This is a genomic window from Actinoplanes sp. NPDC023936 (assembly GCF_040639325.1).
Classification (GTDB): Bacteria; Actinomycetota; Actinomycetes; order Mycobacteriales; family Micromonosporaceae; genus Actinoplanes.
In genome coordinates, this window is record NZ_JBEZZR010000035.1 from 56358 (window position 1) to 80414 (window position 24057).

26 protein-coding genes are annotated in these 24057 nt (G+C 70.4%); 12 read left to right on the forward strand and 14 right to left on the reverse strand.

Annotation, left to right across the window (positions count from 1 at the left end):
• Positions 1-465 precede the first annotated feature (465 nt).
• Entirely contained in the window at positions 466-840 is a 375-nt protein-coding gene (locus AB0F72_RS32905) for a hypothetical protein (protein WP_360439614.1), read from the reverse strand.
• A 369-nt stretch (positions 841-1209) separates the two neighbouring features.
• On the opposite strand from AB0F72_RS32905, the gene AB0F72_RS32910 reads away from it, so the two are divergent.
• On the forward strand, positions 1210-2037 hold the full coding sequence (locus tag AB0F72_RS32910) for a hypothetical protein (protein WP_360439617.1): 828 nt from the start codon (positions 1210-1212) through the stop codon (positions 2035-2037).
• Positions 2038-2239: 202 nt separating this feature from the next.
• Here the strand turns inward: AB0F72_RS32910 and AB0F72_RS32915 are convergent, their stop codons facing one another.
• On the reverse strand, positions 2240-2890 hold the full coding sequence (locus AB0F72_RS32915) for an SRPBCC domain-containing protein (protein ID WP_360439620.1): 651 nt from the start codon (positions 2888-2890) through the stop codon (positions 2240-2242).
• The gene (locus AB0F72_RS32920) at positions 2887-3324 is read right to left on the reverse strand and encodes a metalloregulator ArsR/SmtB family transcription factor (protein WP_360439623.1); all 438 of its coding nucleotides are present in this window, start codon (positions 3322-3324) and stop codon (positions 2887-2889) included. The genes AB0F72_RS32915 and AB0F72_RS32920 overlap by 4 nt, the downstream gene beginning before the upstream one ends.
• Positions 3325-3481: 157 nt before the next feature.
• On the opposite strand from AB0F72_RS32920, the gene AB0F72_RS32925 reads away from it, so the two are divergent.
• On the forward strand, positions 3482-3838 hold the full coding sequence (locus AB0F72_RS32925) for a PRC-barrel domain-containing protein (RefSeq protein WP_360439626.1): 357 nt from the start codon (positions 3482-3484) through the stop codon (positions 3836-3838).
• Positions 3839-4218: 380 nt separating this feature from the next.
• Here AB0F72_RS32925 and AB0F72_RS32930 read toward each other — a convergent pair whose 3' ends face one another.
• The 6 genes from AB0F72_RS32930 to AB0F72_RS32955 form a co-directional block, all read right to left on the reverse strand.
• Positions 4219-4698: an SRPBCC family protein gene (locus AB0F72_RS32930; protein WP_360439629.1), complete on the reverse strand. Its 480-nt coding sequence runs from the start codon at positions 4696-4698 to the stop codon at positions 4219-4221.
• Entirely contained in the window at positions 4695-5039 is a 345-nt protein-coding gene (locus AB0F72_RS32935; RefSeq protein ID WP_360439745.1) for a metalloregulator ArsR/SmtB family transcription factor, read from the reverse strand. Before AB0F72_RS32935 ends, AB0F72_RS32930 begins: the two co-directional genes overlap by 4 nt.
• A gap of 64 nt (positions 5040-5103) precedes the next feature.
• Positions 5104-5361, reverse strand: a complete 258-nt coding sequence (locus AB0F72_RS32940) for a hypothetical protein (RefSeq protein WP_360439632.1) — start codon at positions 5359-5361, stop codon at positions 5104-5106.
• A gap of 318 nt (positions 5362-5679) precedes the next feature.
• Positions 5680-7344 carry a PHP domain-containing protein gene (locus AB0F72_RS32945; protein ID WP_360439634.1) on the reverse strand — a complete coding sequence of 555 codons (1665 nt, stop codon included), beginning with the start codon at positions 7342-7344 and terminating at the stop codon, positions 5680-5682.
• Positions 7345-7428: 84 nt separating this feature from the next.
• The gene (locus AB0F72_RS32950) at positions 7429-8106 is read right to left on the reverse strand and encodes a response regulator transcription factor (RefSeq protein ID WP_360439637.1); all 678 of its coding nucleotides are present in this window, start codon (positions 8104-8106) and stop codon (positions 7429-7431) included.
• Complete coding sequence (locus AB0F72_RS32955) at positions 8103-9236, reverse strand: sensor histidine kinase (RefSeq protein WP_360439640.1); 1134 nt, start codon at positions 9234-9236, stop codon at positions 8103-8105. Before AB0F72_RS32955 ends, AB0F72_RS32950 begins: the two co-directional genes overlap by 4 nt.
• Positions 9237-9380: 144 nt before the next feature.
• Here AB0F72_RS32955 and AB0F72_RS32960 point away from each other — a divergent pair, with 144 nt between their 5' ends.
• The 3 genes from AB0F72_RS32960 to AB0F72_RS32970 are packed head-to-tail and all read left to right on the forward strand — an operon-like array spanning position 9381 to position 12654.
• The gene (locus AB0F72_RS32960) at positions 9381-10505 is read left to right on the forward strand and encodes a carboxymuconolactone decarboxylase family protein (protein WP_360439642.1); all 1125 of its coding nucleotides are present in this window, start codon (positions 9381-9383) and stop codon (positions 10503-10505) included.
• Positions 10502-10915: a DUF6220 domain-containing protein gene (locus AB0F72_RS32965; RefSeq protein WP_360439644.1), complete on the forward strand. Its 414-nt coding sequence runs from the start codon at positions 10502-10504 to the stop codon at positions 10913-10915. Before AB0F72_RS32960 ends, AB0F72_RS32965 begins: the two co-directional genes overlap by 4 nt.
• Positions 10912-12654: a multicopper oxidase family protein gene (locus AB0F72_RS32970; RefSeq protein WP_360439647.1), complete on the forward strand. Its 1743-nt coding sequence runs from the start codon at positions 10912-10914 to the stop codon at positions 12652-12654. Before AB0F72_RS32965 ends, AB0F72_RS32970 begins: the two co-directional genes overlap by 4 nt.
• A 110-nt stretch (positions 12655-12764) precedes the next feature.
• Here AB0F72_RS32970 and AB0F72_RS32975 read toward each other — a convergent pair whose 3' ends face one another.
• Positions 12765-13847: a calcium-binding protein gene (locus tag AB0F72_RS32975; RefSeq protein WP_360439650.1), complete on the reverse strand. Its 1083-nt coding sequence runs from the start codon at positions 13845-13847 to the stop codon at positions 12765-12767.
• A 144-nt stretch (positions 13848-13991) separates the two neighbouring features.
• Between AB0F72_RS32975 and AB0F72_RS32980 the strand changes: the two genes are divergently transcribed.
• Positions 13992-15200, forward strand: coding sequence for a cytochrome P450 (locus AB0F72_RS32980; protein ID WP_360439653.1), 1209 nt, complete (start codon positions 13992-13994; stop codon positions 15198-15200).
• Between the two features lie 48 nt (positions 15201-15248).
• On the opposite strand, the gene AB0F72_RS32985 is transcribed toward AB0F72_RS32980, so the two are convergent.
• A complete protein-coding gene (locus AB0F72_RS32985; protein WP_360439656.1) occupies positions 15249-15434 on the reverse strand; it encodes a hypothetical protein in 186 nt (61 codons plus the stop codon).
• Between the two features lie 121 nt (positions 15435-15555).
• On the opposite strand from AB0F72_RS32985, the gene AB0F72_RS32990 reads away from it, so the two are divergent.
• Positions 15556-15876, forward strand: a complete 321-nt coding sequence (locus AB0F72_RS32990; RefSeq protein ID WP_360439659.1) for a hypothetical protein — start codon at positions 15556-15558, stop codon at positions 15874-15876.
• Positions 15877-15925: 49 nt separating this feature from the next.
• On the opposite strand, the gene AB0F72_RS32995 is transcribed toward AB0F72_RS32990, so the two are convergent.
• Positions 15926-17002 carry an LCP family protein gene (locus tag AB0F72_RS32995; RefSeq protein ID WP_360439662.1) on the reverse strand — a complete coding sequence of 359 codons (1077 nt, stop codon included), beginning with the start codon at positions 17000-17002 and terminating at the stop codon, positions 15926-15928.
• Between the two features lie 196 nt (positions 17003-17198).
• On the opposite strand from AB0F72_RS32995, the gene AB0F72_RS33000 reads away from it, so the two are divergent.
• The gene (locus AB0F72_RS33000) at positions 17199-18311 is read left to right on the forward strand and encodes an aminotransferase class I/II-fold pyridoxal phosphate-dependent enzyme (protein ID WP_360439665.1); all 1113 of its coding nucleotides are present in this window, start codon (positions 17199-17201) and stop codon (positions 18309-18311) included.
• Between the two features lie 299 nt (positions 18312-18610).
• On the opposite strand, the gene AB0F72_RS33005 is transcribed toward AB0F72_RS33000, so the two are convergent.
• Positions 18611-18979 carry a hypothetical protein gene (locus tag AB0F72_RS33005; protein WP_360439668.1) on the reverse strand — a complete coding sequence of 123 codons (369 nt, stop codon included), beginning with the start codon at positions 18977-18979 and terminating at the stop codon, positions 18611-18613.
• Positions 18980-19206: 227 nt separating this feature from the next.
• On the opposite strand from AB0F72_RS33005, the gene AB0F72_RS33010 reads away from it, so the two are divergent.
• From AB0F72_RS33010 to AB0F72_RS33025, 4 genes are all read left to right on the forward strand, one after another.
• Positions 19207-19686: a cupin domain-containing protein gene (locus tag AB0F72_RS33010; protein WP_360439671.1), complete on the forward strand. Its 480-nt coding sequence runs from the start codon at positions 19207-19209 to the stop codon at positions 19684-19686.
• Positions 19683-20462: an alpha/beta fold hydrolase gene (locus tag AB0F72_RS33015; protein WP_360439674.1), complete on the forward strand. Its 780-nt coding sequence runs from the start codon at positions 19683-19685 to the stop codon at positions 20460-20462. The genes AB0F72_RS33010 and AB0F72_RS33015 overlap by 4 nt, the downstream gene beginning before the upstream one ends.
• Positions 20463-20555: 93 nt before the next feature.
• Positions 20556-22076 (forward strand): PEP/pyruvate-binding domain-containing protein, encoded by a 1521-nt coding sequence (locus tag AB0F72_RS33020; RefSeq protein ID WP_360439677.1) that lies wholly within the window; start codon positions 20556-20558, stop codon positions 22074-22076.
• The gene (locus tag AB0F72_RS33025; protein ID WP_360439679.1) at positions 22000-23181 is read left to right on the forward strand and encodes a PEP-utilizing enzyme; all 1182 of its coding nucleotides are present in this window, start codon (positions 22000-22002) and stop codon (positions 23179-23181) included. Before AB0F72_RS33020 ends, AB0F72_RS33025 begins: the two co-directional genes overlap by 77 nt.
• On the opposite strand, the gene AB0F72_RS33030 is transcribed toward AB0F72_RS33025, so the two are convergent.
• Positions 23178-24017 (reverse strand): hypothetical protein, encoded by an 840-nt coding sequence (locus AB0F72_RS33030; RefSeq protein ID WP_360439681.1) that lies wholly within the window; start codon positions 24015-24017, stop codon positions 23178-23180. The two genes, AB0F72_RS33025 and AB0F72_RS33030, sit on opposite strands and share 4 nt — an antisense overlap.
• Between the last annotated feature and the right edge of the window lie 40 nt (positions 24018-24057).

The following is a 24057-nucleotide window of genomic DNA, read 5'->3' on the forward strand; positions in this document are numbered from 1 at the left end:
GCTTTCTGGCCGTTCGGGAGGTCCGGTTCCGGCTGCCGCCGGCTGCACGTCACGCTGATCCACCGTGCTGAGCGGCGCTGCCGGACACAGGTCATCAAATCCGGGCTGCGGACCCGCGGACCTCTCCTCGTACGCGCGCAACTGACGCAGGCGCCGGCCGTGGCGCTGCGTCAAACCCCACGAACGGTGCCGCCCATGCTCTCGCCGAAACTCCTCAGCTTTCGGCGAATAGTTGCGACGCAGCGTCCGGTCCCGCAAATGCCTGGTGGGAAACAATGCGAGCTGCGCCATACCCCCATTGTCCCCGGCGCCCCGGGAATCAGCGATGCCGGCCGCAATTATTTCATATCAGGAAATCATCCGAGTCCGACTGGATGATCCGCACATCCGGCGCTACGAGAAACAGCGATAAAGTGACAAGATCGACGCGGGCGATTCGTCGCCGCTTCACCCATTCGTCCACCTCTACCGGGCACTTCTCCGTCTGCGCCACTCCGGCGAGGGCTTCGGGCCGCGGCGTTTGCGGAGGGGACGGGGGTCGTCGTCGTGGACGTAGCTGATCTCGACGTCCGGCAGTTCGTTCTGCAGCAGGTACGCCAGCCGCAACCCCTCCTGCCTCCAGGCCTCCTCCACCTCCGCACTGGGGAACTCGAAGCCGGTCAGGGCGATCGCGTTGAACTGAGCGTTCCACGCCTGCAGCGACGAGATCAGCGACTCGCTGATCCCGAGGTCGGCGAGCACCACGGGACCCATGTGGTCCCAGTCGCTGTCCCAGACCGGGTCGTCGTCCATGTACTCGGCCATCACACGCAGCGCGACCGGGCGGTACCACTCTTCCACCTGATGATCATGGCAGATGATGATCATGGCGGGCGGAGAGGCGAGCGGCGGGGCCCTTCCGGCCATGGGTTGGCGGCGCGGCGCGGCCCGCTGGCCGCCATGGCGCCGGCCGAACTCGTCGACCGGCTCACCGGAACGCTGCGGACGATCATGTTGGAGCGACAGACGCGGCCGGATGCCCCGGCCCCGCCCGGCCAGGGACCCCCGGCCCGGCCAGGGACCGCGAGGGCGAAGCGGGGATTCTGCCCCTGCGTGCCGCCGGCGGTTCTCCTGCGTACGGTGTGGCGTAGAGCGCTGTCCGATCCTTTCCGTCCGGTGCCGTGGCTGTGTCACGGTTGAGGCCGATCGACGGAAGGAGGTAGTCCCATCATGAATGCCGCCCCGGTTGCGTCCGCCGGCATCTCGATCATTCTGTTGGTGCTGGCTCTGCCGGCGTTGCTGCTGCTGGCGAACCCGCGAGCGCTGCGGGACCCGCGGCTGGCCACGCTGGAAACGGTCGGTGTGCTGCGCCGCCTCCGGAGGGACCGGTCCCGCCGGCGCGAGCAGGCGCTGGAGGCGGTGCGTTACGCCGCGGAGGTCCGGGTGGCCGCCGAGCGGGCACACAACGCCGCCCAGCGATGGCAGGAGATCTGGCGGCAGGCCGAGGAGCACGCCGAGGGCGCGTGGCAGGCCTGGCGGAACGCCGAAGAACAACTCGAGCGCACGCGCGAGGCCGCGGCCTTCCCGGCGCCGCGTTCACCGCAGACCCCGGCAGAGTACGCCGACCGCGAGCAGGCTCTGCGCCGGATGCTCCAGGCCGCCGCGGATCGCGGCGACCTGCCTGCCGAGGCTGTCACCATGCTCCAAGCCGCCGCGGATCGCGGCGAGTTGCCCGCCGGGGCTGCCGGCAGCAGGGCCGTCGGTGGCGAGGCAGCCGTCAGCGGCGGTTGGAACCCGAGATCGCACCCGGTCGAGCAGGAACTGCAGGTGCACCGCGCCATCGCCGCGCACCGGCACCGGCTGTACCGGCAGGCCGTCGCCGCCGAACAGGCCGCCTGGCACGACGCACAACTCGCCGCCGCCACCCGCGACAGCCTGCGCCGCGAGTGGGCAGCCGCCGCCCGCACGTCGAGCGACCTGCGGATCCCCGAGCCCGCCGCGGTGCCGGCCCGCCTGCGCCGCTGGGCTCAGCGACGGGTGGTCCAACGCGCGGCGTGATGCCGGCCGGTGTGCCGGTCCGGCCTGCGTCGCTGTGCGGCGGCCTGCTGTGTGATGCCGGCCGTTGCGTCGCCGGGCTCAGCGGCACGTGTCCGGCCCCGGCGTGACGCGGCCCGGTCGTGCCGTCGCACTGTGTGCCCGGGCAGCGGTTCGTCGCCCGGGCACGGCGGCGGTTCGTCGCCCGGGCACGGCGGCGGTCTGGCTAGGACTCGTCGGCGGCCGGGGCGAAGTGCTGGACGCCGAACTCGATCGCGGCCGCGAGGGCGTCGTCGCTGGTGCCCCAGGCCTTTTGGATGGCTGCTCCCCAGGCGTGGCAGCTGCGAGTCGCGAACTCCTTCGCCTCCGCGGTGTCCTCCCAGGTAGCCGGGTCGATCGGCTCGCCGCGCAGGTGCAGGTCGAGACCGAGCAGGGTGAGATCCCACCCGCCGCCGATGCCGATCGTGCCGCCCGGGCCGTACATCTGCACCAACTCGTCGACGATCTCCGCCGGTGAGGAGTGCTCCAACTCGAACGCGGTGCGCTCATCGCCGTCGGCCGCCAGCCGTACTTCGACTTCGGTCGCCATGCCTTCGCCGAGCACCCAGGTCACCTTGAGCAGGTGCGGCTGCTCGCAGCGCAGGATCTCCCCGCCGGCGTTGTCCTTGAGCTGGAACGTGCCCCCGAGCTTGAAGTCGCCATCCACTTGGCCCAGCCAGCGGCTGAGCCGCGCCGGATCGGTGCAGGCGTCCCAGACGTCAGCGATCGGCGCCTCGTAGACCCGTCGCAGCAACAGCGACCGGCCTGGCCCACTGGACACCGGCAGTTCGCCGATCTCGCGGTGAGTGGCGTTGATCTGGTTGACGATGTCGATCACTTGTTCTCCTCACTATGGGGACGATCGGTGTTGCCGGTGCTGGTGCTGGTGCCGGTGCCGGTGCTGGTGCTGGCGCTGGCGGGGCGGTCTGGGCCGGACCCGGCGCGCTGGTGGCGTTCGCGCCGGCCCCGTGCCAGTTCGGTGGCCAGGGCGTCGAGCCGCTGATTCCAGAACGGACGGAATCTCTCCAGCCAGATATGCGCCTCCTGGAGCGGTTCCGCCTCCACGGCGTAGAGGCGGCGAGTGCCCTGCGCCCGGACCGAGGCGAACCCGGACTCCCGCAGGACCCGGAGGTGCTGGGACACGGCAGGAGGTGAGATGCCGAACTCGGCCTTGATGACGTCACTGATGGCGCCGGCGGACTGCTCGCCTGCGGCCAGCAGTTCCAAGATCCGGCGCCGGACCGGATCACCGAGGATGTCGAACGCGTGCACCTCCGCACTATTTCAGGGACTACTTAAGTAAGTCAATACTTAAGTAGCTGTGTCGAGAGGGCGGCAGTTGACCCGTCCCCGAGAAGGAGGCGCAAGCGGACGGCGGCGCCGGACCACGTCGGTGTTTTCGGCGGCTGGAACCGGGCAATGCTGTCGCATGTTCCCAGCTGAGAACCTGCGTGACTGGCGCGGCGAGAACGTCGTCGACCCGGAGGGCGACAAGATCGGCGAGTTGGAGGCCGTCTACGTCGACACGGTCACCGACGAACCGGCGTTCGCCACGGTCCAGATCGGCATGATCGGGCGGCACCGGCTCGTCTTCGTGCCGCTCGCCGGGGCGACCGTCAGTCCCAAGGCTGTGCGCGTCCGCTACGACAAGAAGCTGGTCGGCAACGCGCCCGGCATCGGCATGGACGGCGAACTCGCCGCCGCCGACGAGCCGTCGCTCTTCGCGCACTACGGCCTGCCCTACGATCCCGGGTCCTCCGGAGCACGGCGCCTCGCCCGCCGGTGAAGCCCGCTGCTCTTCGCGGCGCGAGGAACCGGTGCGCCTGGCTGCCGTCGAGGAGCGGTATTCAGTGAGTGTCCGCACCTCCTTCGAACGTCCGCATGGCGGGAGTGATCTCGACGGGTCTACGCCGCTGCGTGCCGCTGCGACTTTGAGTTCGGCGAGCGAGCGAGCGAGGGCTGCGGCGGCGGGCGCGGACGTGCCGAGTGGCGCCCGAATCGGCACTCGGATCTGCCGTAATGTGCAGGGCTCCGGAGGGCCCGGTCGATCACCCGGCGATGGGCTTGGGTAACGCGTCCTGTCGGCAACTCCGGTCGGCGCGGGCATGCCGACCGGCATTAGAAAGATGTCGTGAGGTCGTTCCTGAGCGGTCGGCGGTATAGCCCTCAGCGCTGCGACTCGAAGTGCTCCCGCAGCGCCGGGTAGTAGTCGTCGAACGATGGCGCCGGCGTGCCGTCGCGGGAGGCGACCAGCAGGTCCAGGTAGTACTCCCAGCCGGGGCCGACCTCGCCGACGTTCTCCTTGCCGGTCAGGTGCTGGGTGAAGCGCAGCTCGGTCACGCCGGCGGTCTCGGTCAGCGTCAGATCAAGGTGCCAGGCGCCGTAGTCGTCCACCGCGGACAGCGTCAGCCGGCGCGGCGGCTCGCAAGCGTCGATCGTCATGTCCATCCATGGCTGGCCCTCCTCCTGCGTCATCTGAACCTTGATCGGGCGACCCGGCGCCGCGTCACCCTGCCACGGGCCGAACCAGCGGGCCGTCCGATCCGGCTCGGTGAGGCTCGCCCACACGTCGTCGATCGGTGCGCGGAACGTGCGGGTCAGCACCAGGTCGTTGCCGAACAGCCGTCCGGTCGGGGTGGGGCTCATGCGATCTCCTCCTGGGATGGGCGCCGCTCGCGGCGTGTGCGGTAGACCTCGGTCTCGAGGGCGTCGAAGCGGTGGTGCCACCCGGACGGGCGCCGCACCTGGTCCAGCCAGGCGGTCAGCTCGTCGAGTGGGGCGGTGTCGAGCGTGTAGACGCGGTGCCGACCCTCTGCGGTGTCCTGGACCAGGCCGGACTCGCGCAGCACCCGCAGGTGGCGGCTGACGGCGGGCCGGCTGATCTCGAACCCGTCGGCGATCTGGCCTGCGGTGAGCGCGGCGTCGCGCAGCATCAGCATGATCTGTCGCCGAACCGGGTCGGCGATCGCGCCGGCCACCTCGTCCATTTGCTCCACCGGGAAAGCGTAACCCGCTGGTTACGCGTCAACAACTGGTGACTTATGGGGGTGGCTACACCGTGGTGTCGGCCGGGAGCTCGTGCAGCCATGCTTCCGGCGCGGTGCGGAACTGCTCGTCGACCGGGACGGCCGCGTCACGCAGCGCGCGCTGCCAGGCCGCCGCCCGTGACATCCGGGTGACCCGGCAGGCGAGGGTGACCGATCTGCGCAGCGTCGCCGGATCCGGCAGGTCGGACCACGGTTCCAGGTATGCGTCGCGCAGCCGGGCCACCTCGCGCCGCCGGTCCGGCGTGTCCAGGGCGTCGTGCATGACAGGGGCGCATGCGCACCCGCTCGATCGGGCCGCTCGGCGGGGTGCCGAACTCGGTGAGCCGAGCGGTGAACCATGCGTCGGCCTCGGCTTGCCAGGCAGGGTCGTTTCAGTCGTTGGCGCGCACGAGCGTTGACAGTAGAGGTCGGCGGGGCCGGCGATCATCCGGAATTCGGCGCTGGCGCCGGACCCGGCGCGGGTGCTGCCGCGCCGGGCCGGATGCGTGGAGGGTGGACGTGCTGAGCCGGATGCGTGGCGGGTCGACGTGCTGGCGGCTCCTCCAGGCGTCGAATTCAGCATCGAACTCAGGCGTCGTGGTCAGACGTCGATGAAGATGGGGTTGGTGTAGAACCAGGTGTCGAGCCAGGGATCGCCGTCGCCGGGGGTGTGCGCCACCGGGCCGTGCGGGTCGATCGCGGCGCCGAGCAGGCCGGGCCCGTTACGGCGGCCGTCGCTGCCGCGCAGGCGCAGGTACGTCGGCTCACGCACCGGATCGATCGGGATGCGCAACGTGTACGTGCCGGTCCGTCCACTCACGTCAACGCTGCGCGCGACCTTGGTCGCGGGCGCCCGCCATGATGTGCGGTCGGCGGCCGGGCCACGGACCGCGCCGCGGATCACGTCGACGTGGGCCAGGGCGGGCAGCACGCCGTGATAGTTAGGCCGCGACGCGGTGGTGACCGTGACCAGCAGGGTCAGCTTCTGACCCTTGCGGGCGCGCAGCCGTCCACCGAGGGTCGCGCCGCGCCCGGAACCGCCGGCGACCAGGCGCACGTCGATCGCGTCGATCAACTGACCATGGTCCACCCACACGCGGCCCGCCCGGAGGCCCGCCATCACCTCACGGTAGCCGTACCGGGTGACGCCGACGTGGGTGCGGCTGAACTGGCCGGGCCAGAAGTCGCTGCCAGGCTGGGGCGTGCTCGTCTGCACCGGGTCGGGCAGCTTGCCGGTGTTGTCGAAGTTCTTGCCGGGCGCCCAGTCACCGTTGCGCCAGGTGTCGTACACCGTACGGTGGCTGTCCGAATTTGATGTGATCGAGAAGAGCTTGCCCTCGGCGAGCAGCGCGTCCCACATGCCGCCGACGGTCGCGGCCATCCAGTCGAAACCGCCATAGGTCACATACGACTCGGCGGGATAACCGGGCCAGGACTGGGCGGACGGCTTGTTCTCGTACTCGCCGCGGATGCTGTTCGCGCCGCGCCAGCCGGGCAGCGCCGCACCCTGGGCACCCGGAGCACCCTCCATACCGATCATGATGCCGGGTGCGGCATCACGCCATCCGCGCATCTCAGCGGGGGAGTCGATGCCGAGCCGGGACGGGTGGTTGGCGAACACCAGCGCGTCGGGCACGTCGCCGGCCCGCTTGCGCGCGGCCAGCCACGTCAGCGCCTCGACGGCGAGAGCCTGGTTCTGCGGGGTGTCGGTGGTGCGGTTGAGGAGCTTTCCGTCGTACGCCAGCTCGAACTGTCGCAGAATCTCCGCTTCGTTGGGGCCGGGCGCGGTGAAGACGGTGGCGTGCTCAGCGGCCGGGATGTACCACTCGAGGCCTTGGAACAGCAGCATCCGCGGGTTCTCGGCGCGGGCCGTGACCACCTCGGCGTGTTCGGCGAGGGCACCGCCGGCGTTGGCGTGACCGATGTTGCTGTGCTCGGTGAGCACCATCCAGTCCAGACCGAACTGGGCTGCACGCATGGCCTGCTGGCTGAACGTGTATTTCGCGTCGTGGCTGTAGACGGTGTGCACGTGGTGGTCACCCGCCAGGTACACGAATTCGGGATCGTCGTCCCCGTGGGACGGGCGTGACGCGGTGGCGGCAGCAGAGGCTGCGGCGGGAGAGGCGAGCACGCCGGCGGTCGCGAAGCCCGCTCCGAACAGGCCGGCGTTACGCAGCAGGCCGCGCCGGGACACACCCTGCGCGTCGAGCCGGTCGACGGAGACGGCGGGGTCCGCCCACTCCGGCAATGGTTGTTCCGTAGACATGATCATGGAGGCTTGCCGACAAGGCCGTCCGGCGTGCCAACGCCCGGTCAACGGTGGGCGGCCGATGCACCAACTCCTCATCGGTCAACCCCTCTCCGCGCTGCGGCGACGAGGCGCGATGAGGCCGGATTCGTAGGCCCAGACGACCAGTTGTGCCCGGTCGTGACAGTGCAGCTTGATCATCGCCCGGTTGACATGGGTCTTGGCGGTGAGCGGACTGATCACCATCTGGTCGGCGATCTCGTCGTTGGTCAGGCCCCGCCCGACGAGTTCGACGATCTCCTGCTCGCGGGCCGTCAGGACGGCACGGCCGGCCGCCGGGTCTCCCGGCGGCCGGCTGGACACGAACTCGCTGATCAGGGTGCGGGTCACCGTGGGGGCGAGCAGCGCCTCGCCGCGGGCCACTGTGGTGATGGCTCGGAGCAGGGTGGCTGGGTCGGCGTCCTTGAGCAGGAAACCGCTGGCACCGGCGCGGAGGGAGGCGAACACGTACTCGCTCAGCTCGTAGTTCGTCAGGATCAGCACGCGGACGCCGGTCAAGTCGGGATCGGCGCTGATCCGGCGCGTGGCTTCGATCCCGTCCATGCCGGGCATCTGCACATCCATCAGGACGACGTCGGGCTGCAGCTTCCCGGCCATGTCGACGGCAGCAGCGCCGTCGCCGACCTCACCGACCACCTCCAAGCCGTCCTCGGCGTCGAGCAGCGCCCGGAATCCGGCTCGCATGAGCGCCTGGTCATCGGCGAGAAGCACCCGGATCACGCGGGATCCCTCAACGGAAACGCGGCTCGGACGGTGAATCCTCCGTCCTCGTCATGCGCGGCGTGCAGGGTGCCGCCCAGCCCGGTGACCCGTTCCCGCATGCCGTGCAGACCGATCCCCGGTGTCACCGCCGGGTTCGCGGCAGGCTGACCATCGTCGGTGACCGCCACGGTGAGCTCGGTGGGGGAGTAGCCGACGTGGACCCTGGCGTTGGCGGGACCGGCAGCGTGCCGGGTGACATTGGTCAGCGCCTCCTGAACGATCCGGTAGCTGGCCTGGTCGACCTCGACCGGCAGCTGCATCGGCGGGCCGGAGAAGGTGATCTCCACGGGAACGCCGGCCGCCCGGGTGCGCTCGGCCAGCTCGTCGACCCGGGCCAGACCGACACGGTCGGCGTCACCGGGAGAACGCAGGACGGCGAGGGTGGCGCGGAGCTCGCGCATCGCCGCACCACTGGCCTCCTGGATCGCCAGCAGCGCCGGAGATGGCTCGTCGCCGTTCTTACGGCCCAGGTGCACGGCGATGCCCGCCTGCACCTTGATCACCGAGATGTTGTGAGTCAGCGAGTCGTGCAGGTCACGGGCGATGCGCAGCCGCTCCTCGCCGGCGCGCCGCAGCGCCACCTGCTCGCGGGTGCGCTCCGCCTCGAGGGCGCGTTGCTCAGCCTGCTCCAGATAAGCGCGATGCTGCCGTGCGACCAGGCCCGCGACGTTGGCCGCGACGAACCAGCCCAGCAACAGGGTGGTGCGCTCGACAAGGAGTTGAGCGGGCCGGCCGGCGGGTGCGGTCGCGATGTCACGGGCCAGGAAACCGGCGAGGAAGAGCACGCTGGTGATGCCCGCCGCGAGCCGGTGACCGCGCCACGCCGCCAGATAGACAGCCGCGAGAACCGGGAACGCCGCGGTCACCCCGGCGTGCACCCGGACATGTAAGGCCAGCATCGCGACGGCGACCACGCACAGGGTCAGAAGCGGGAAGCGACGGCACATGGCGAACGCGGCCGCCATCGCCAGGACCAGGGCAACATCGATCAAGCTGAGCGCCGCGGCGTCCGGTGACAGAGCCGCGTTGCCGAGCAGGAGGGCGCCGAGTGTGACGCCGCCGAGGGCGTAGGGCAGGTCCGAGCGCATGAGCGAACTGTAGGACGCACATCGACCGGTGGGCATCCCACGCTTGCGGTATGTGGATAGTACTGCGGGCGCGGTATCGGCATCCGGTCAAGTGCCTGCGGCGGCAGGACGCTTCGCCGGCCCGCCGGGACGAGCATCGACGGCATGGCATACCGCTTCTTCGCACCGCCGCCGGCCAGGGCAGCGACCGGCCGCGCCGCACAGGTCTATCAGCAGATGCGCGACGACTTCCCCGGTCCGGCACCGACGTTTCACGCGCTGTCGGTCGCGCCGGACGTCATGGCCGCCACGTGGGCGCTGATGCGCGAATCCCTGCTGGCGAACCGCGACGGCCGGTCCAGCGACGGCCGGTCCAGCGACGGCCCGTCCAGCGACAGTCGTGCGACACCTCACCGGGCAGGTGATGGCGCGAGCCGGGTTGACCGGGAGGTCGTCGCGGCTGCGGTGTCGCGTGCCAACGACTGCCGGTTCTGCGCCGACGCCCACGTGACTCTCCTGCACGGGCTCGGCGAGCACGACCTCGCCGAGACCATCGCTCGCGGCGGCTCCCCACCGCAACCCGCCCAGGCCGAGCTGGCAGGGTGGGCCCGAGCCAGCCGCCACCCCCGCGCGACCGGATGGACCAGCCGATATAACCCTCAGCTGACCGGCACCCTGCTCGCCTTCCACTTCATCAATCGGGTCGTCTCGGCGCTCCTCGCACCGGACCTGCTACCCGGCGGCCTGCAACGCTCGTCCACCGCCCGGGCCGCCGGCGGCCGCCTCCTCGCCCGCAGCCTCCGCACCTCGATCGTGGCGGGTCGTAGCCTGCCACTGCTGGACGTTGCGAATGGGCCGCCCCCGGCGTGGGCAGGAAACGACCCGGTCGGAGCGGCCTGGGTCGCGCTGCGCGATGCCACGGCACGCGGTGGTGACCTGCTGGGCGACCTGGCCCGGCACACCGTCACGGCGACCGTTCGCTGGGAGGACGGTGGTCATCCCGCCGACCCCGTCGCCTGGGCCGGCGACCTGGTCCGGGACCTGCCGGCCAAGGAGCGGGTCGGCGCCCGCATCGCACTGCTGGCCGCGTTCGCCCCCGAAGCGATCACCGCCGGAGACATCGGTCTCTGGCGGTTGACTCATCGGTCCGACGCCGACCTCGTCCGGCTCGTCGCTTATGGCGCCATCACCGCGACCGAGCATGTCGCCCAGGCGCTCGACCCCGCGCCTGCCCTGACCCATGCCCACGATGCCGACCGGGAGGAACCGTCGTGCGCAGAGCTTTCGTGATCGCCAGTGGCGCGCTCCTCGCGGCGTTCGCGCTGCAATTCGTGTTCGCCGCCGTCGGCGCGTTCACCCAACCCGCCGAGGACGGCTCCTACCGCCTGCACAGCATCACCGGCATGGCGGTGATGCCCGCATTGTGCCTGGTCACCACCCTGTTCGCGGCATTGGCCCGAGCGCCCGGCCGGGTCATCGCCCTTACTTTGCTGCCGTTCGGGCTGGTTCTGCTTCAGGTGTTGCTGGCGACGCTGGCGAGCGCTTTCACCGGCCCGTCCGGCGCCAGCACGCCGCTCGGCCTCACCATCGGCGGACTGCACGCGGTCAACGGCATCATCGCCGTGCATGTCGTCGCCGGTGTCCTCCGCGAGGCCTTGAAGCCGGCCGCGCAACCGAGCATGGCTGGTACCAGCGCATGACCGTCGGCACGCTGCTCGCCCTCGACCTGGTCATCGCCGTGATCGCGTCCGCCGGCTGGCTCGGCGCCGGTGCCGCGGCGGCTGGCGGCCACCGCCGAACCGCACTGGGTGCGGCGACGGCTGCGCTGGCTGCCACCCTGGCGCGGGCGGCGACCACGATCGCGCTGGCCGGGGCCGGGTGGTGGTTCGCCGCCGAGAAGGTCATGCTCGCGGCCCCGCTGGCGCTCGCGTCCGTCGTGGTCGTGATGCCGCGGCTGGTGAGGCCGCCCGGCGACATCCGCCGGGCGACACTCGCGCTTCTCTTCGCCGGGTACGCGCAGAGCAGTGCCCTGCTCGTCACCGTGCTGCACGGATACCCGCTGTCGGCGGGCGTCGTGCTGCTCGCGGTGGCCGGAGTGGCAGCGGCGACGCTTGTCACGTGGCGGTTGACCGGTGCGCGGCCGGCCCCGGCGATATCACGGGCGGCCGGTGTGGTGACCCTTGCGGCGGTGACGGCCGGCTTCGGGCTCATGGTCGACGCGGACGCCTCCGTACCCGTACATGACCACTCAGATCTCGCGGCGCCCACCGCAGGCGACCCGACCCGGCGTTTCACGCTGACGGCCGGGACGGCTGTGGTGAAGACCGAGGGCCGCGACGTGGAGGCCTGGGCGTTCAACGGGCAGGTGCCGGGCCCGGCGCTGACCGCGACCGTCGGTGACGTGATCGAGGTGACTCTGCACAACCGGGACATCGCCCGTGGGGTGACGCTGCACTGGCACGGCTACGACGTGCCGAACAGCCAGGACGGTGTACCCGGGGTCACCCAGGACGTGGTGCTGCCCGGCGCGAGGTTTGTCTATCGGTTCCGCGCCGACCAGACGGGGACGTACTGGTATCACACGCATGCGGTCTCGGATGTCGGCGTGCGGATGGGACTCTACGGGACCCTCGTGGTCGCGCCGGCACGCCCGGTGCCCGGCGTCGACGTTGTCGTGCCAGTGCACACCCTCAACGGCCGGCTCCTGCCGGAGCCGGTCGTGCAACCCGTCGGCACGGAGCGGAGGCCGGTGCGGCTGCGGCTGATCAACACGGACAGCGTGACCCACCGGTTCGCGCTGGCGGGCACCGCGTTCCAGGTCGCCGCGATCGACGGGACGGACCTGCGCGGGCCGCCCTCGGTGGCGGAGACGGCGGTGCTGATTCCGGCAGGTGGCCGATATGACCTGACGTTCACCGCCTCCGGCGCGGCGGTGGGGCTGTTCGTCGATGGGCGGATCGTATGGTCCACCGGACCTGTCACGGCGGAGACCGGTGGATGGCCGGTGCTCGATCCGTTGAGCTACGGGACGCTCGGGCCGGCACCCTGGGCACGGTTCGACCGAGAATTCACGCTGGTGCTCGACCGAGGGCTGGATCTGCACGGGCTCCTGCCGCGGTACGCGCACACGGTCAACGGGGCGGCCGGTCCCGGCATCGCGGATCAGTCGGTGCGGTACGGAGAGATCGTGAAGCTGACGATCGTGAACCGGTCACTGGTGGTGCATCCGTGGCATCTGCATGGTCACCACGTGCGGGTGCTGCGCCGGGACGGGCAGGAGGCTCGGGGCAGTCCGCTGTGGCTGGATTCGTTCGACGTGCTGCCGGGCCAGGTCTGGGAGGTGGCGTTCCGGGCGGACAACCCCGGGATGTGGGCCAACCACTGCCACAACCTGCCGCACGCCGAGCAGGGGATGACGCTGCATCTGAGGTACGGATGAGCGGGTTCCCGAGCCGCCGTACGCCAATGGCCTGCGCTGACCCGGTCAGCGCCCTGGTGCCGGCAGGTCCCCAGAGGACCTCCCGGCACCACCACGAATCCGGCGAACCGTCAGAAGCTCTCGCAGTTGACCGTGGTCCCGCCGCCCAGGCTCAGCCGGCAGGTGTCCCCGGCGTCGGTACGGTTGGCGCCGCCGTCCAGCGCGTCCGGCCCGTCGAACTCGCTCACCCCGCCCTCCAGGTAATCGTCGCCGCCCCGGCCGGAGATGGTGTCCTGGCCGCTGCTGCCGTACAGCGCGTTGTCCCCGCCGTTACCGATCAGCACGTCGTCCGCGGTGGTCGCGGCGATGTTCTCGATGCGCAGCAGCGAGTCGCCCTCGCCGGGTTCGCCGTCGTCGCCGCGGGCGTTGTCGAGATCCGCGACGATGCCGCTGGAGCGCTCGGTGTAGAAGGCACCGTCCCGGCCCGCGCCACCGTCGTGCAGGTCAGCGCCGAGCCCGCCGATCAGCTCGTCGTCGCCGTCCCCGGCCAGCAGCAGGTCGTCGCCGTCCTCGCCGTAGAGCACGTCGTTGCCGCCCGCGCCGTCGAGCAGGTCCTTGCCCGGCCCGCCGGACACCTGGTCGGCGCCCGGACCGCCGCTGACCGTGTTGTCACCGCCTCGGCCCTGCACGCTGTCGGCGCCGGCCTCGCCGCGCAGCTGGTCCGCCGCGACGTCCGAGCCGATCAGCGTGTCGTCGCCCAGCCCGCCGGAGGCGAGCAGCCCGATGGCGGTGTCGTTGATGACGGTGTCCGCGCCGTCGCGGACGTTGACGACCAGGCCGAGCGCGACTGCCGGGGCTCCGAGATCACAGGTCACCTGCGTGGGGTCGCCGGCGACCGACGCGCAGCCCGCTCCTGCGGTGATCGTGACGTCGTCGTCGAACGTCACTGCCTGCCCATCTCCGGTGATGAGCAGATTGTTGACCTCACCGGCGGCGGCGTCGAAGCGGACGCTGCCGGGCGCGGCCACGGAGGCGGAAGCGCCTGCCGGCGCCGAGAAAGCCGGCAGCGCGGTGAACACCAGCCCGGCCGCGGTCACGGTGGCGATACCACCAGCGACCTTGGCGAAGCCGCCAACCTTGGCGAAGCCGCCAACCTTGGAAACGCCGGCCATCGAGAAGCCGCCGACCCTGGAAAAGCCGGTGAATTGGAACATGGAGTCCCCCGTGGGTTGAATGCCGCACATCGGACGAGCGACACGGTGATCACCATGAATACCCGACAGCGGCCCGCACCGCGACCCAATCCATCCGCCTCTACTGTGGACCGGTGCGCATTCACCCACGTACCGTGGGATTTTGTGAATGCGGAATCCGTAACCGACATCCTGTCCCCGGAGTGCCTGGCCGACCCGATCCCGGTGTGGGAGGCGCTGCGGGAAACCGCACCGCTCGCGTTCCACGAGGGCATGAACGCGTACGTGATCAGCCGTTACGCCGACGTCGAACGCGCCTTCAAGGACCCGGTCTTCAGCACCGACAACTACGGCTGGCAGCTCGAACCGGTGCACGGGCGCACTATTCTGCAGATGGACGGCCGGGAGCACTCCATCCACCGCCGCCTGGTCACGCCCGCGTTCCGGGGCAGTGAGCTGACCGCGACGTTCGTGCCGGTGATGCGCCGCAACAGCAGCGCGTTGATCGACGGGTTCCGGCACGCGGGCGAGGTGGATCTGGTCGACGCGTTCACCATCCGGTACCCGATCAACGTGATCGTGGACATGCTCGGCCTGCCCACCTCCGACCACCTGCTGTTCCACCGCTGGTACACCTCGATCATGGCGTTCCTGGCGAACCTCACCCAGGACCCGGCGGTGGCCGAGCGGGGCCTGCGCACCAAGGATGAGCTCCAGGACTACCTGCTGCCGCGGATCGCCGCCCGCCGTGCCGATCCGCGCGACGACCTGCTGTCGCTGCTGTGCACCGCGCGGATCGACGGGGAGCAGATGACCGAGCTGGAGATCAAGGCCTTCGTCAGCCTGCTGCTCGTCGCGGGCGGCGAGACGACGGACAAAGCCCTGGCGAACATGTTCCTGAACCTGGTCCAGAATCAAGACCAGATCGCGAGGGTACGGGCGGACCGGTCCCTGATCCCGAACGCGCTCGCCGAGACACTCCGGCACTCCCCGCCGGTCCAAATGATCATGCGGCAGCCGTCCGAGGACGTCGAGTTGTCCGGCGGAACCGTGCCCGCGGGCGCCACGGTGGTGTGCCTGATCGCCGCCGCGAACCGCGACCCGCGGCGCTTCACCGATCCGGATCGCTTCGACATCACCCGCGACGACCTGGACTTCGCCAAGGCGTACACGGCGGCGGCGAACCACGCCGGCTTTGCCCTCGGCCGGCACTTCTGCGTCGGCGCGACCCTCGCCAGGACGGAGGTGGAGGTCGCCGCCAACGCGCTGCTGGACGCGATGGACGACATCGAACTGGTCGAGCCGCCGGTGTCCCGGGGCCTGTTCACCAGGGCGCCGTCGTCCCTGCGCCTCCGATTCACCCCGACCGGCTGACGCTGGTCAGGGCATTCGCTCGGCTTCACACCGATCGGCTGACGCCAGTCAGGGCAGTCTCTCGGCGAGCTTGACGGCCTGCGTGCCGAGCACGTCGTCATGCCGGGCGATCTCGGTGCCGCCGCGGTACACCGTCACACCGCCCTGCCACGCACAGTACTCGACCTCCTGGTAACGACTGACGCTGTCGTCGTGGTGGTGAACTTCGAGGACATCCGCTCCTGTTGCAGCCATCAGCAGGACCGCCTTTCATCACGTGGTCCGGGGACACGACCTATCGGCCGGGTATCCGTGTGCTGAAGGATTCGGGTGCCACCAGGTTGCGGATGTCTGGTTAGCTGGTTCGCGGAGAGTGATGACTGTGGACAGTGACGGTGACTACGGCATCGATGCGGTCGATTCGCCGGAGCTCAGCTCCCCGGAGTCGCGGGTGCTGGAGAGCTTTCCGGTTCGAGCGCTCTGGATGATCAGCATGCTGGTGGTGTTCTTCGGGTGGACGCCGCTCTACCTGCTCGACTGGGAGGAGCACTCGTGGAACGACGAGCACGCCTTCTGGTGGCGTTTCACCCTGTTCGCGTGGATCGCCGCCATCGTCGTGGTGTCCGCCATCTCCCTGGCCGAGCGCATCGCACATCGCCGCCTACTGCGCCGCCTGTCCGAAATGCCCCCGCCGTGACGCCGCTGTCACGGGTGCCCGACGACAGCGGAAGCGCCGGGCACCGCGATCAGCTGTCCTTGTTCACCAGCGTGGGGTGGTCGAGCAGGAACTGCGCCACGGTGTCGGCCTTGACCGCGTCGAAGAACTCCTGTGCCAGTTCAGGCTGGGTGAACTCCTCGCCCAGGTAATCGTCGGTGCCCGGCGCGTACTTGCCGCCACCGGGCAGCTTGATCGTGACCATGTCGTCGACGTTGACGCCCTTGAGCGCCACCGCCCATTCGATCGGGCTGTTGCCGCCACCGGCGAACGTCAGCGACTCGCCGGCCGCGTCCAGGATCTTGCCCATCTTGCCGACGTCGGTGATGACGTCCTTGCTCATCGCCTCTTTCGCCATGGCCTTGATGAACTGCTGCTGGTGGCGCTGCCGGTCGTAGTCGGTCATCGGCGGACCGCCCTTGAACCCGTAGCGCTGCCGCACGTAGTCCAGCGCCTGCCAGGGCTCCAGCCGTACCGGCTTGGTGCTCTTCTTGTAGTAGGCCTGCGGCCCGGTGTACGGGTGTGAGCAGTCGCTGGTGACCGGGCAGCTGCGCAAACGCGGCCGCTGCTTGCCGTCGGGCGTGAGGTGCTCCGACTTCACGTCCATGTCGATCACCATGGAGACGCCGCCGAGCGCCTCGACGATCTCCTTGAAGCCGCCGAAGTTGATGATCGCGGCCGCGTCGAACTCCTTGATCCCGGTGAACTTCGTGATCGTCTTCGACAGCACCTTGAAGCCGTTGATCACGTCGATCTTGCCGTCGACCTGGCTGCCGTTCGCCATCGCGGAGTTGATCTTCGCCTGGTGCGTGCGGAGGCCCGCCTTCTCGTCAGCGGCGATCTCCACGTAGAGGTCGCGGGGGATCGAGAACAGGTAGGCCGTGCTCATGTCCTTCGGGATGTGCGCGATCAGGATCGAGTCGGAGAGCGGCGGCGTGGTCGCCTTCCGCGGGTCGATGCCGACGAGCAGGATGGTCAGCGGGCCCTTGATGTCCTTCTTCCCGGCCTGCGCGGCGCCGGTGTCGAGCAGCGCGTCGTTGGTGATGTCACCGGTGTACTTCGAGATCAGACTCTGACCGGCGACCAGGGTGCCGCCGCTGATCACCATCAGCGAGCAACCAAAGATGGCACAGAGCCGCGTCCACAGTGGCGCGCGGCGTTTCGCTGACGTACCCAACCCGCTGTCTCCAACCCCGTGCTCGGATATCGAGCACGCATGATTCCACGACCGGTCAAGAACCGTTATCTAAGGTATGGCAGTGAAGATTTCCCATCGCGCTCAGGCCGTCGCACCCTTTTACGCGATGGAAGTCGCCAAGCACGCCGCCATGTTAGAGACCGACGGCCGCCACGTCATCCGGCTCAACATCGGCGAACCGGACTTCGGCGCCCCGCCGGTGGTGCGCGAGGCGATGCGTGCGGCGATGGACGGGCGCCCGATGCCGTACACGGCGGCGCTCGGCCTGCCCGCTCTGCGCCAGGCGATCAGTGGCTTCTACCGCGACGAACACGGCGTCGAGGTGGACCCGGCCCGGGTCGTGGTGACCGCCGGGGCGTCCGCCGCGCTGGTGCTCACCGCGGCGGCGCTCGTCGATCCGGGCGACGAGGTGATCATCGGCGATCCTTCATACCCCTGTAACCGGCAGATCATCGAGAGTTTCGGCGGCCGGGTCCGTCTGGTCCCCACCACCGCGGACACCCGCTTCCAATTGGACCTTCCTTCGGTACGGGCACACTGGTCCCCGAAAACCGCCGGGGTGATGATCGCCACCCCGTCCAACCCGACCGGCACCTCGATCCCACCCGCCGAACTCGCCGCCGTCTGCGACCTGGCCCGCTCCCACGGCGCCTGGCGGATCATCGACGAGATCTACCTGAACCTCGCCCTGAACCCGGCGCCGACCGCCCTGAGCTCCGACCCGGACGCCATCGTGATCGGCAGCTTCTCGAAGTACTTCGGCCTGACCGGCTGGCGGCTCGGCTGGTGCGTGCTCCCCGACGCCCTGATCCCGGCCGTCGAGCGGCTGGCCCAGAACTACTACATCTGCGCGTCCGCCCCCGCCCAGGAGGCGGCGCTGGCCTGCTTCACCCCGGAGGCCCGCCAGGTCTGCGAGGACCGCCGCCTCGAGTTCGTGGCCCGCCGTGCCCTGGTCCTCGACGGCCTGGCCCGGATCGGCCTGCCGGTGCCGGTCCCGCCGGACGGCGCGTTCTACTGCTACATCGACGTGAGCGGCACCGGCCTGGGCTCGTGGGAGTTCTGCGAGCGGGCGCTGCAGGAGGCACACGTGGCGCTGACCCCGGGCCGGGACTTCGGCACGCACAGTGCGGAGACCCACGTGCGGCTGGCCTACACCGCCTCCATGCCGGACCTGGCCGAGGGCTTGAGCCGCTTGGAGCGCTTCGTGGCCACCCTCTGACGCGCGCCCCTGTGTACTGCGGCCCGGGCGAGCCGAGGCGCGCGTGTTGATTTCGGGCACGGAGCGGACCCGAAGTCGACATGCTCGTGCGGGTCGGGGTGGGTGTGTGGATTTGGGGTGCGGAGCGGACCCGAAGTCGACACGCTCGTGCGGGTCGGGGTGGGTGTGTTGATTTCGGGCACGGAGCGCGCCCGAAGTCGACACGCTCGTGCGGGTCGGGGTGGGTGTGTTGATTTCGGGCACGGAGCGCACCCGAAATCCACACGCTCGGAGGGGCGTGGCGCAGTCGGACATCCCCGTCACGGGGCTTGACCCTGCCGCCCCCGGCCTTTCCGCGCGGCGCCGTCGGCGGGCCCCGGCCTCCCCGGCCTCCCCGGTCTCCTCGCTGCCGCTGCCGCTGCCGCTGCCGGTGACGGTGCCGGTGAACCCGGCACGCCGGACGCGCCCGGTCTCGCGCCGAGGCGGTTCGGCCGGTCGGGTCGTTCGAGCCAGGGCCGATGCGTCCGGATCCACCGCTCCACATCGGCGATGTCCCACACCTTGCCCATCTGCAGCACCTGGTAGGGCTCCGGGAAATCCTCCCGGCTGATCAGCTGATAAGCGCGCTGCCGGGACACCCGCAGCCAGGTGCGGATCTCCGCCGGGCCCACAAGGACCAACTTCGTCATGCCTGCCTAACCTAGTCCCAGGCCTAGTAGTGCGCGACAACTTGTCCCGGGCTTGGCACACTTCGGCGACCCGGTTCCCCCGCAGGGAGGAACCCGCCCGGTACCGGTCACCGATTACGCGATGATCACACGTCGTGCCCGCATTCAAGGCACGCGCTGCCGAGGCGCTGCGGGCGCGGCGATCGCCGGGGCGGTCGCGGCGGCGTGCGAAGGCCATAATCGGACGCATGACGTATCCGCCGCCGCTCTACCACGGCGCCACGGGTGAGGTCTCCGCGACTCACCGTCCCGCCGACGCCGCGCCCGAGCTCGTCTACCCGAACGGCACCCGCGTCCACTACCTCTCCACCGGGGAGTCGACCGGGGGGCTGTTCGGCCTCTACCGCTGGGAGTGCGGGCCCGGCGTGACCGGCCCCGAGCCGCATTTCCACCACACGCTGTCCGAGTCGTTCTACATCCTGTCCGGCGTCATGAACATCTACGACGGCAACCGGTGGATCGAGGCCGAGCCCGGCGACTACGTGCACGTCCCGCCGGGTGGCATCCACGCGTTCAAGAACCGGTCGGGCGCACCGGTGTCGATGCTGCTGCACTTCTCGCCGGGCGCGCCGCGGGAGGGTTATTTCGAGGGCCTGACCCGGGTGGCGGAGATGACAGAGGAGGAGCGTACGGCCTTCTACCTGGAGCATGACAACATCTGGCAGTGACCATCGTGCACCCGCTCGTGCTGATCTCGCCCGCCATGGGGATCGGATCGCGGTACTACCGGCCGCTCGTCGAGGAGTTCGAAACTCGTGGCTGGTCGGCTGCCGCGCTGCCGCGCCGCGGGTTCGAACCGGGTGATCCGCGGGCGTCCCGGGACCACGACTGGTCGTACCGCGACGAGATCGACGAGATGGCCCGGGCGGTGGACGCCGCGCGGGCCGGGGCGCCCGGCCGTCCGGTGATCCTTCTCGGGCACAGCCTGGGTGCTCAGATCGCGGTGGGACATCAGCTCAGCCGGGTTCCCGCGGACGGGGTCGTCACCGTCGGCGGCTGCCTGCCGTACCACCGGGACTACCCGTGGGGCGGCCCGCATCTGGTCCTGATGGGCGCGGTGATCGTGCCGGCGCTCACCGCTCTCTTCGGTCACCTGCCGGAACCCGCGTTCGGCGGTCCCGGCGCGCGCACGCTGATGCGCGAGTGGGCCCGGATGGCGGTCACCGGCCGCACCCCGTTCCCGGCAGCCGGAACCGTCGGCACGCCGTCGCTGGTGGTCGCGCTGGAGGGCGACCGGCTTGCCCCACCGACAGCGGTCGACCGGTTCGCCACCCGCATGTTCACCGCCGGGAGCGTCACGAGCTGGCTTTACCGCCACGAGGAGGTCCCGGAAGGGGCGAGCAACGACCACATCTCGTGGGTACGCACTCCGGCGCCCGTCGTCGACCAGGTGATCAGCTGGTGGGTGAAGGCCGGATCCGTCCCCTCCACTTCTAAGCTATAGCCGAGGTGGGGGCTTGCCGCAAGACCGGGGGTGTCGCGCAGAATCGCCCGGTCTGCGAGCGAAAGGACGGTGGACGGTTTGACCCGCCACGTCGTGAATCTGGATGAGACCGACCGGGACGAAGCCGGTGGCAAGGCCGCGCACCTGGGGCAGCTGTCCCGGATAGACGGCATCCGGGTTCCGCCCGGGTTCTGTGTGACGACCGGTGCCTTCGAGCGGGTCGTGGCGGAGACGCCGGCGATCCGGGAGTTGCTCGGCCGGCTCGCGAAGACCGACCCGGACGACCGGGAGGCGATCCGGACGCTCAGCGCGGAGGCGCGCGCGGCCGTCGAGGCGGCCGACATACCGGAGGAGCTGGCAGCCGAGATAACCGGCCGGATCAGCCCGGCGGGGGAGAAGAACCGGGCGGGGGAGCAGACCCGGGCGGGGGAGGACGCCGCGTGGGCGGTGCGGTCCAGTGCGACAGCCGAGGATTCGGCGGCGGCCTCGTTCGCGGGGCAGCACGACACGTACCTGAACGTCGTCGGCCCGGCGGCGGTCCTCGATGCCGTCCGGCGCTGCTGGGCCTCGCTCTTCACCGAGCGGGCCGTCACCTACCGGCTGCGCACCGGCGCGGGCCTCGACGTGCGGATGGCCGTCGTCGTGCAGCGGATGATCTTCCCGCGGGCGGCCGGAATCCTGTTCACCGCCGACCCGGTCACCGGCAACCGCACTGTCACCTCGATCGACGCCGGGTTCGGCCTCGGCGAGGCGCTGGTCTCCGGCCTGGTGAACGCGGACGTCTACCAGGTCCGGAACGGCGCGGTCATCGGCCGGACGATCGCCGCGAAGGGCCTCGCCATCCACGCCGTGCCGTCCGGCGGGACCGAGCACCGGCAGATCGAGCCGGACCGCCGGGAGCTACCGGTGCTGACCGACGACGAGATCGTCAGCCTGGCCGCCCTGGGCCGGCGGATCGAGGAGCGTTTCGGCGCCCCGCAGGACATCGAATGGTGCCTGGACGACGACGGGTTCGCGATCGTGCAGACCCGCCCGATCACCACGCTCTTCCCGATCCCGGCGGTCGGCGACGACGAGAACCACGTGTACGTCTCGGTCGGCCACCAGCAGATGATGACCGAGGCGATGACACCGCTGGGACTGTCGGTGTGGAAGCTGACCTCGCCGGCTCACATGGTGGACGCGGGCGGGCGCCTCTTCGTCGACGTCACCCCGCGGCTGGCGTCCCCAGCGACAGGTCCGGCCCTGGCCGAGATGCTGGGCCGCTCGGACCCGCTGATCGGCGACGCGCTGCGCGCCGTCCTGGACCGCAAGAACTTCCTGCCCACACCCCCCGATCAGGGTACTGCCACACCCCCCGATCAGGGTACGGAGCCGGCCCCGCCCCCCCGAGCAGCCGGAACCGATCTCCACCGACCCCGGCATCGTCGCCGAGCTGATCGCGCAGCGCCGGGCGTCCCTCGCCGTGCTGAAGCGGGAGATCCGCGGGAAGACCGGCCCGGAGTTGCTGGACTTCGTCACCGCGGACATCCACGGGATGCGGAAGATCCTGTTCGACCCGCGCGGCATGCCGGCGATCATGGCGGGCATGGAGGCCACCTGGTGGCTCAATGAGAAGCTGCGGGACTGGCTGGGCGAGGTGAACCCGGCGGACACGCTCAGCCTCTCCGCGCCGAACAACGTCACCTCGGAGATGGGGCTGGCGCTGCTCGACGTCGCGGATGTGATCCGCCCGTACCCGGAAGTGGTGTCCTTGCTGGAGGCCGCCGCCGACGACGGTTTCCTGGACCGGCTGCCGGAGGTGACCGGCGGGCGCGAGGCGCGCGACGCCATCGAGCGGTACCTCGACGAGTACGGGATGCGCTGCGTCGGCGAGATCGACATCACCCGGACCCGGTGGAGCGAGCACCCGCTCACGATCGTGCCGATGATCCTCAGCAACGTCCGGAACGCCGAGCCCGGCGCCCGCGAGCGCCGCTTCGAACAGGGACGGCGGCGGGCGTACCGGAAGGCGGAGGACCTGCTCGCCCGGCTGCGGGAACTGCCCGGCGGTGAGGAGAAGGCGGCCGAGACGAAACGGATGATCGACCAGCTGCGGACGTTCATCGGCTACCGCGAGTACCCGAAGTACAACATGGTCAGCCGGTACCTCGTCCACAAGCAGGCCCTGCTCGCGGAGGCCCGGCGCCTGGTGGACGCCGGGGTGCTCGCGGACCCCGAGGACATCTACTTCCTCACCCTGCCGGAGCTGGCCGGTGTGGTGCGCGAGCAGCGGGCCGACGCGCGGCTGCTGGCCGAGCGCAGGGAGGCGTTCGCGTCGTACCGGGCGCTGACCGCGCCGCGGGTGCTCACGTCCGAGGGCGAGGCCGTGACCGCCACCTATCAGCGGGACGACCTGCCGGCCGGGGCGCTGGCCGGGCTGGCCGTCTCCAGCGGAACGGTCGAGGGCCGGGCCCGCGTCGTGTTCGACATGGCCGAGGCCGACCTGGAGCCCGGGGACATCCTGGTCACCCCGTACACCGATCCGAGCTGGACCCCCGCGTTCGTCACGATCAGCGGTCTGGTGACCGAGGTGGGCGGCCTGATGACCCACGGCGCGGTGGTCGCCCGGGAGTACGGTCTGCCGGCCGTCGTCGGGGTGCAGAACGCGACAGGGCTGATCACCGACGGTCAGCGGATCCGCGTGCACGGCCGGGACGGGTACGTGGAGATTCTCTAGTCGTCGCCGATGGCCGGCAGCGTCCGATCCGGGGACGCGCCGGCCTCGGCGGCCTGCCGGTCGGGGAAGATCAGCAGCTCGTCGCCCGCGCGGACGACCCAGGGCGTGGTCCACCGCTCGCCGGGTCCCGGCTCCAGCACCCGGTCCGAGGATCGGTCCGCGTCGTGGATCAGCACCGAGTTGATCACGCTGCCGCCGAAGCCGTAGTCCTGCTCCGGGTGGTCGTCCGGCCCGTCGACCTCGATCACGTAGAACCGGTCGTCGAGCCATCGCCCCCACTCGCCGAGGCGGATCCGCTCGCCGACCCGGACGCCGTCGATCCAGAGCCGCACCCGCACCTGGTCGTCGGTCCAGGTCACCGCGCGATGCCGGTCGCCGGCGCTGAACTCGACCCGGACGCGCTCGCCGGCGTACGTCTCGCGGTAGAACGTGTCGCAGGCGCCGGGCAGCGGCCCCTCCCGGCGCACCCGACCGTCCGGCGTGCCATCGGCGCCGGCCGGCCGGTCCTGCGAGCAGATCTCCGGCCCCCGGCATGCCCGGTCCATGCGCCGGGTGCAGCCGAACCGTGCCGCCGCGCAATCGCGTGGCGCCACGCGGGCCAGAATCTGAATCAATTGCCTCCGGTACGCGTCATCGCCGAGCAGATACCGATACTCGTCCTCGGCGGTCGCCCGGGTGTACAGCTCCACGCCCGTCGCGGACTCCCGCAGCCAGTCCTGCCAGTGGTCCATCGCGTCCCGCCAGCGCCGGGCGCCGCGCAGGTGAACGGGTTCCGGTGGCTTCATCAGCGCCCGGACGATCTGCTCCTCGCGGGGGAGGTCCCGCCGCCACTTCACCCGATCATCATCACCGCCGATGTCAACCGGAGATTCGCGT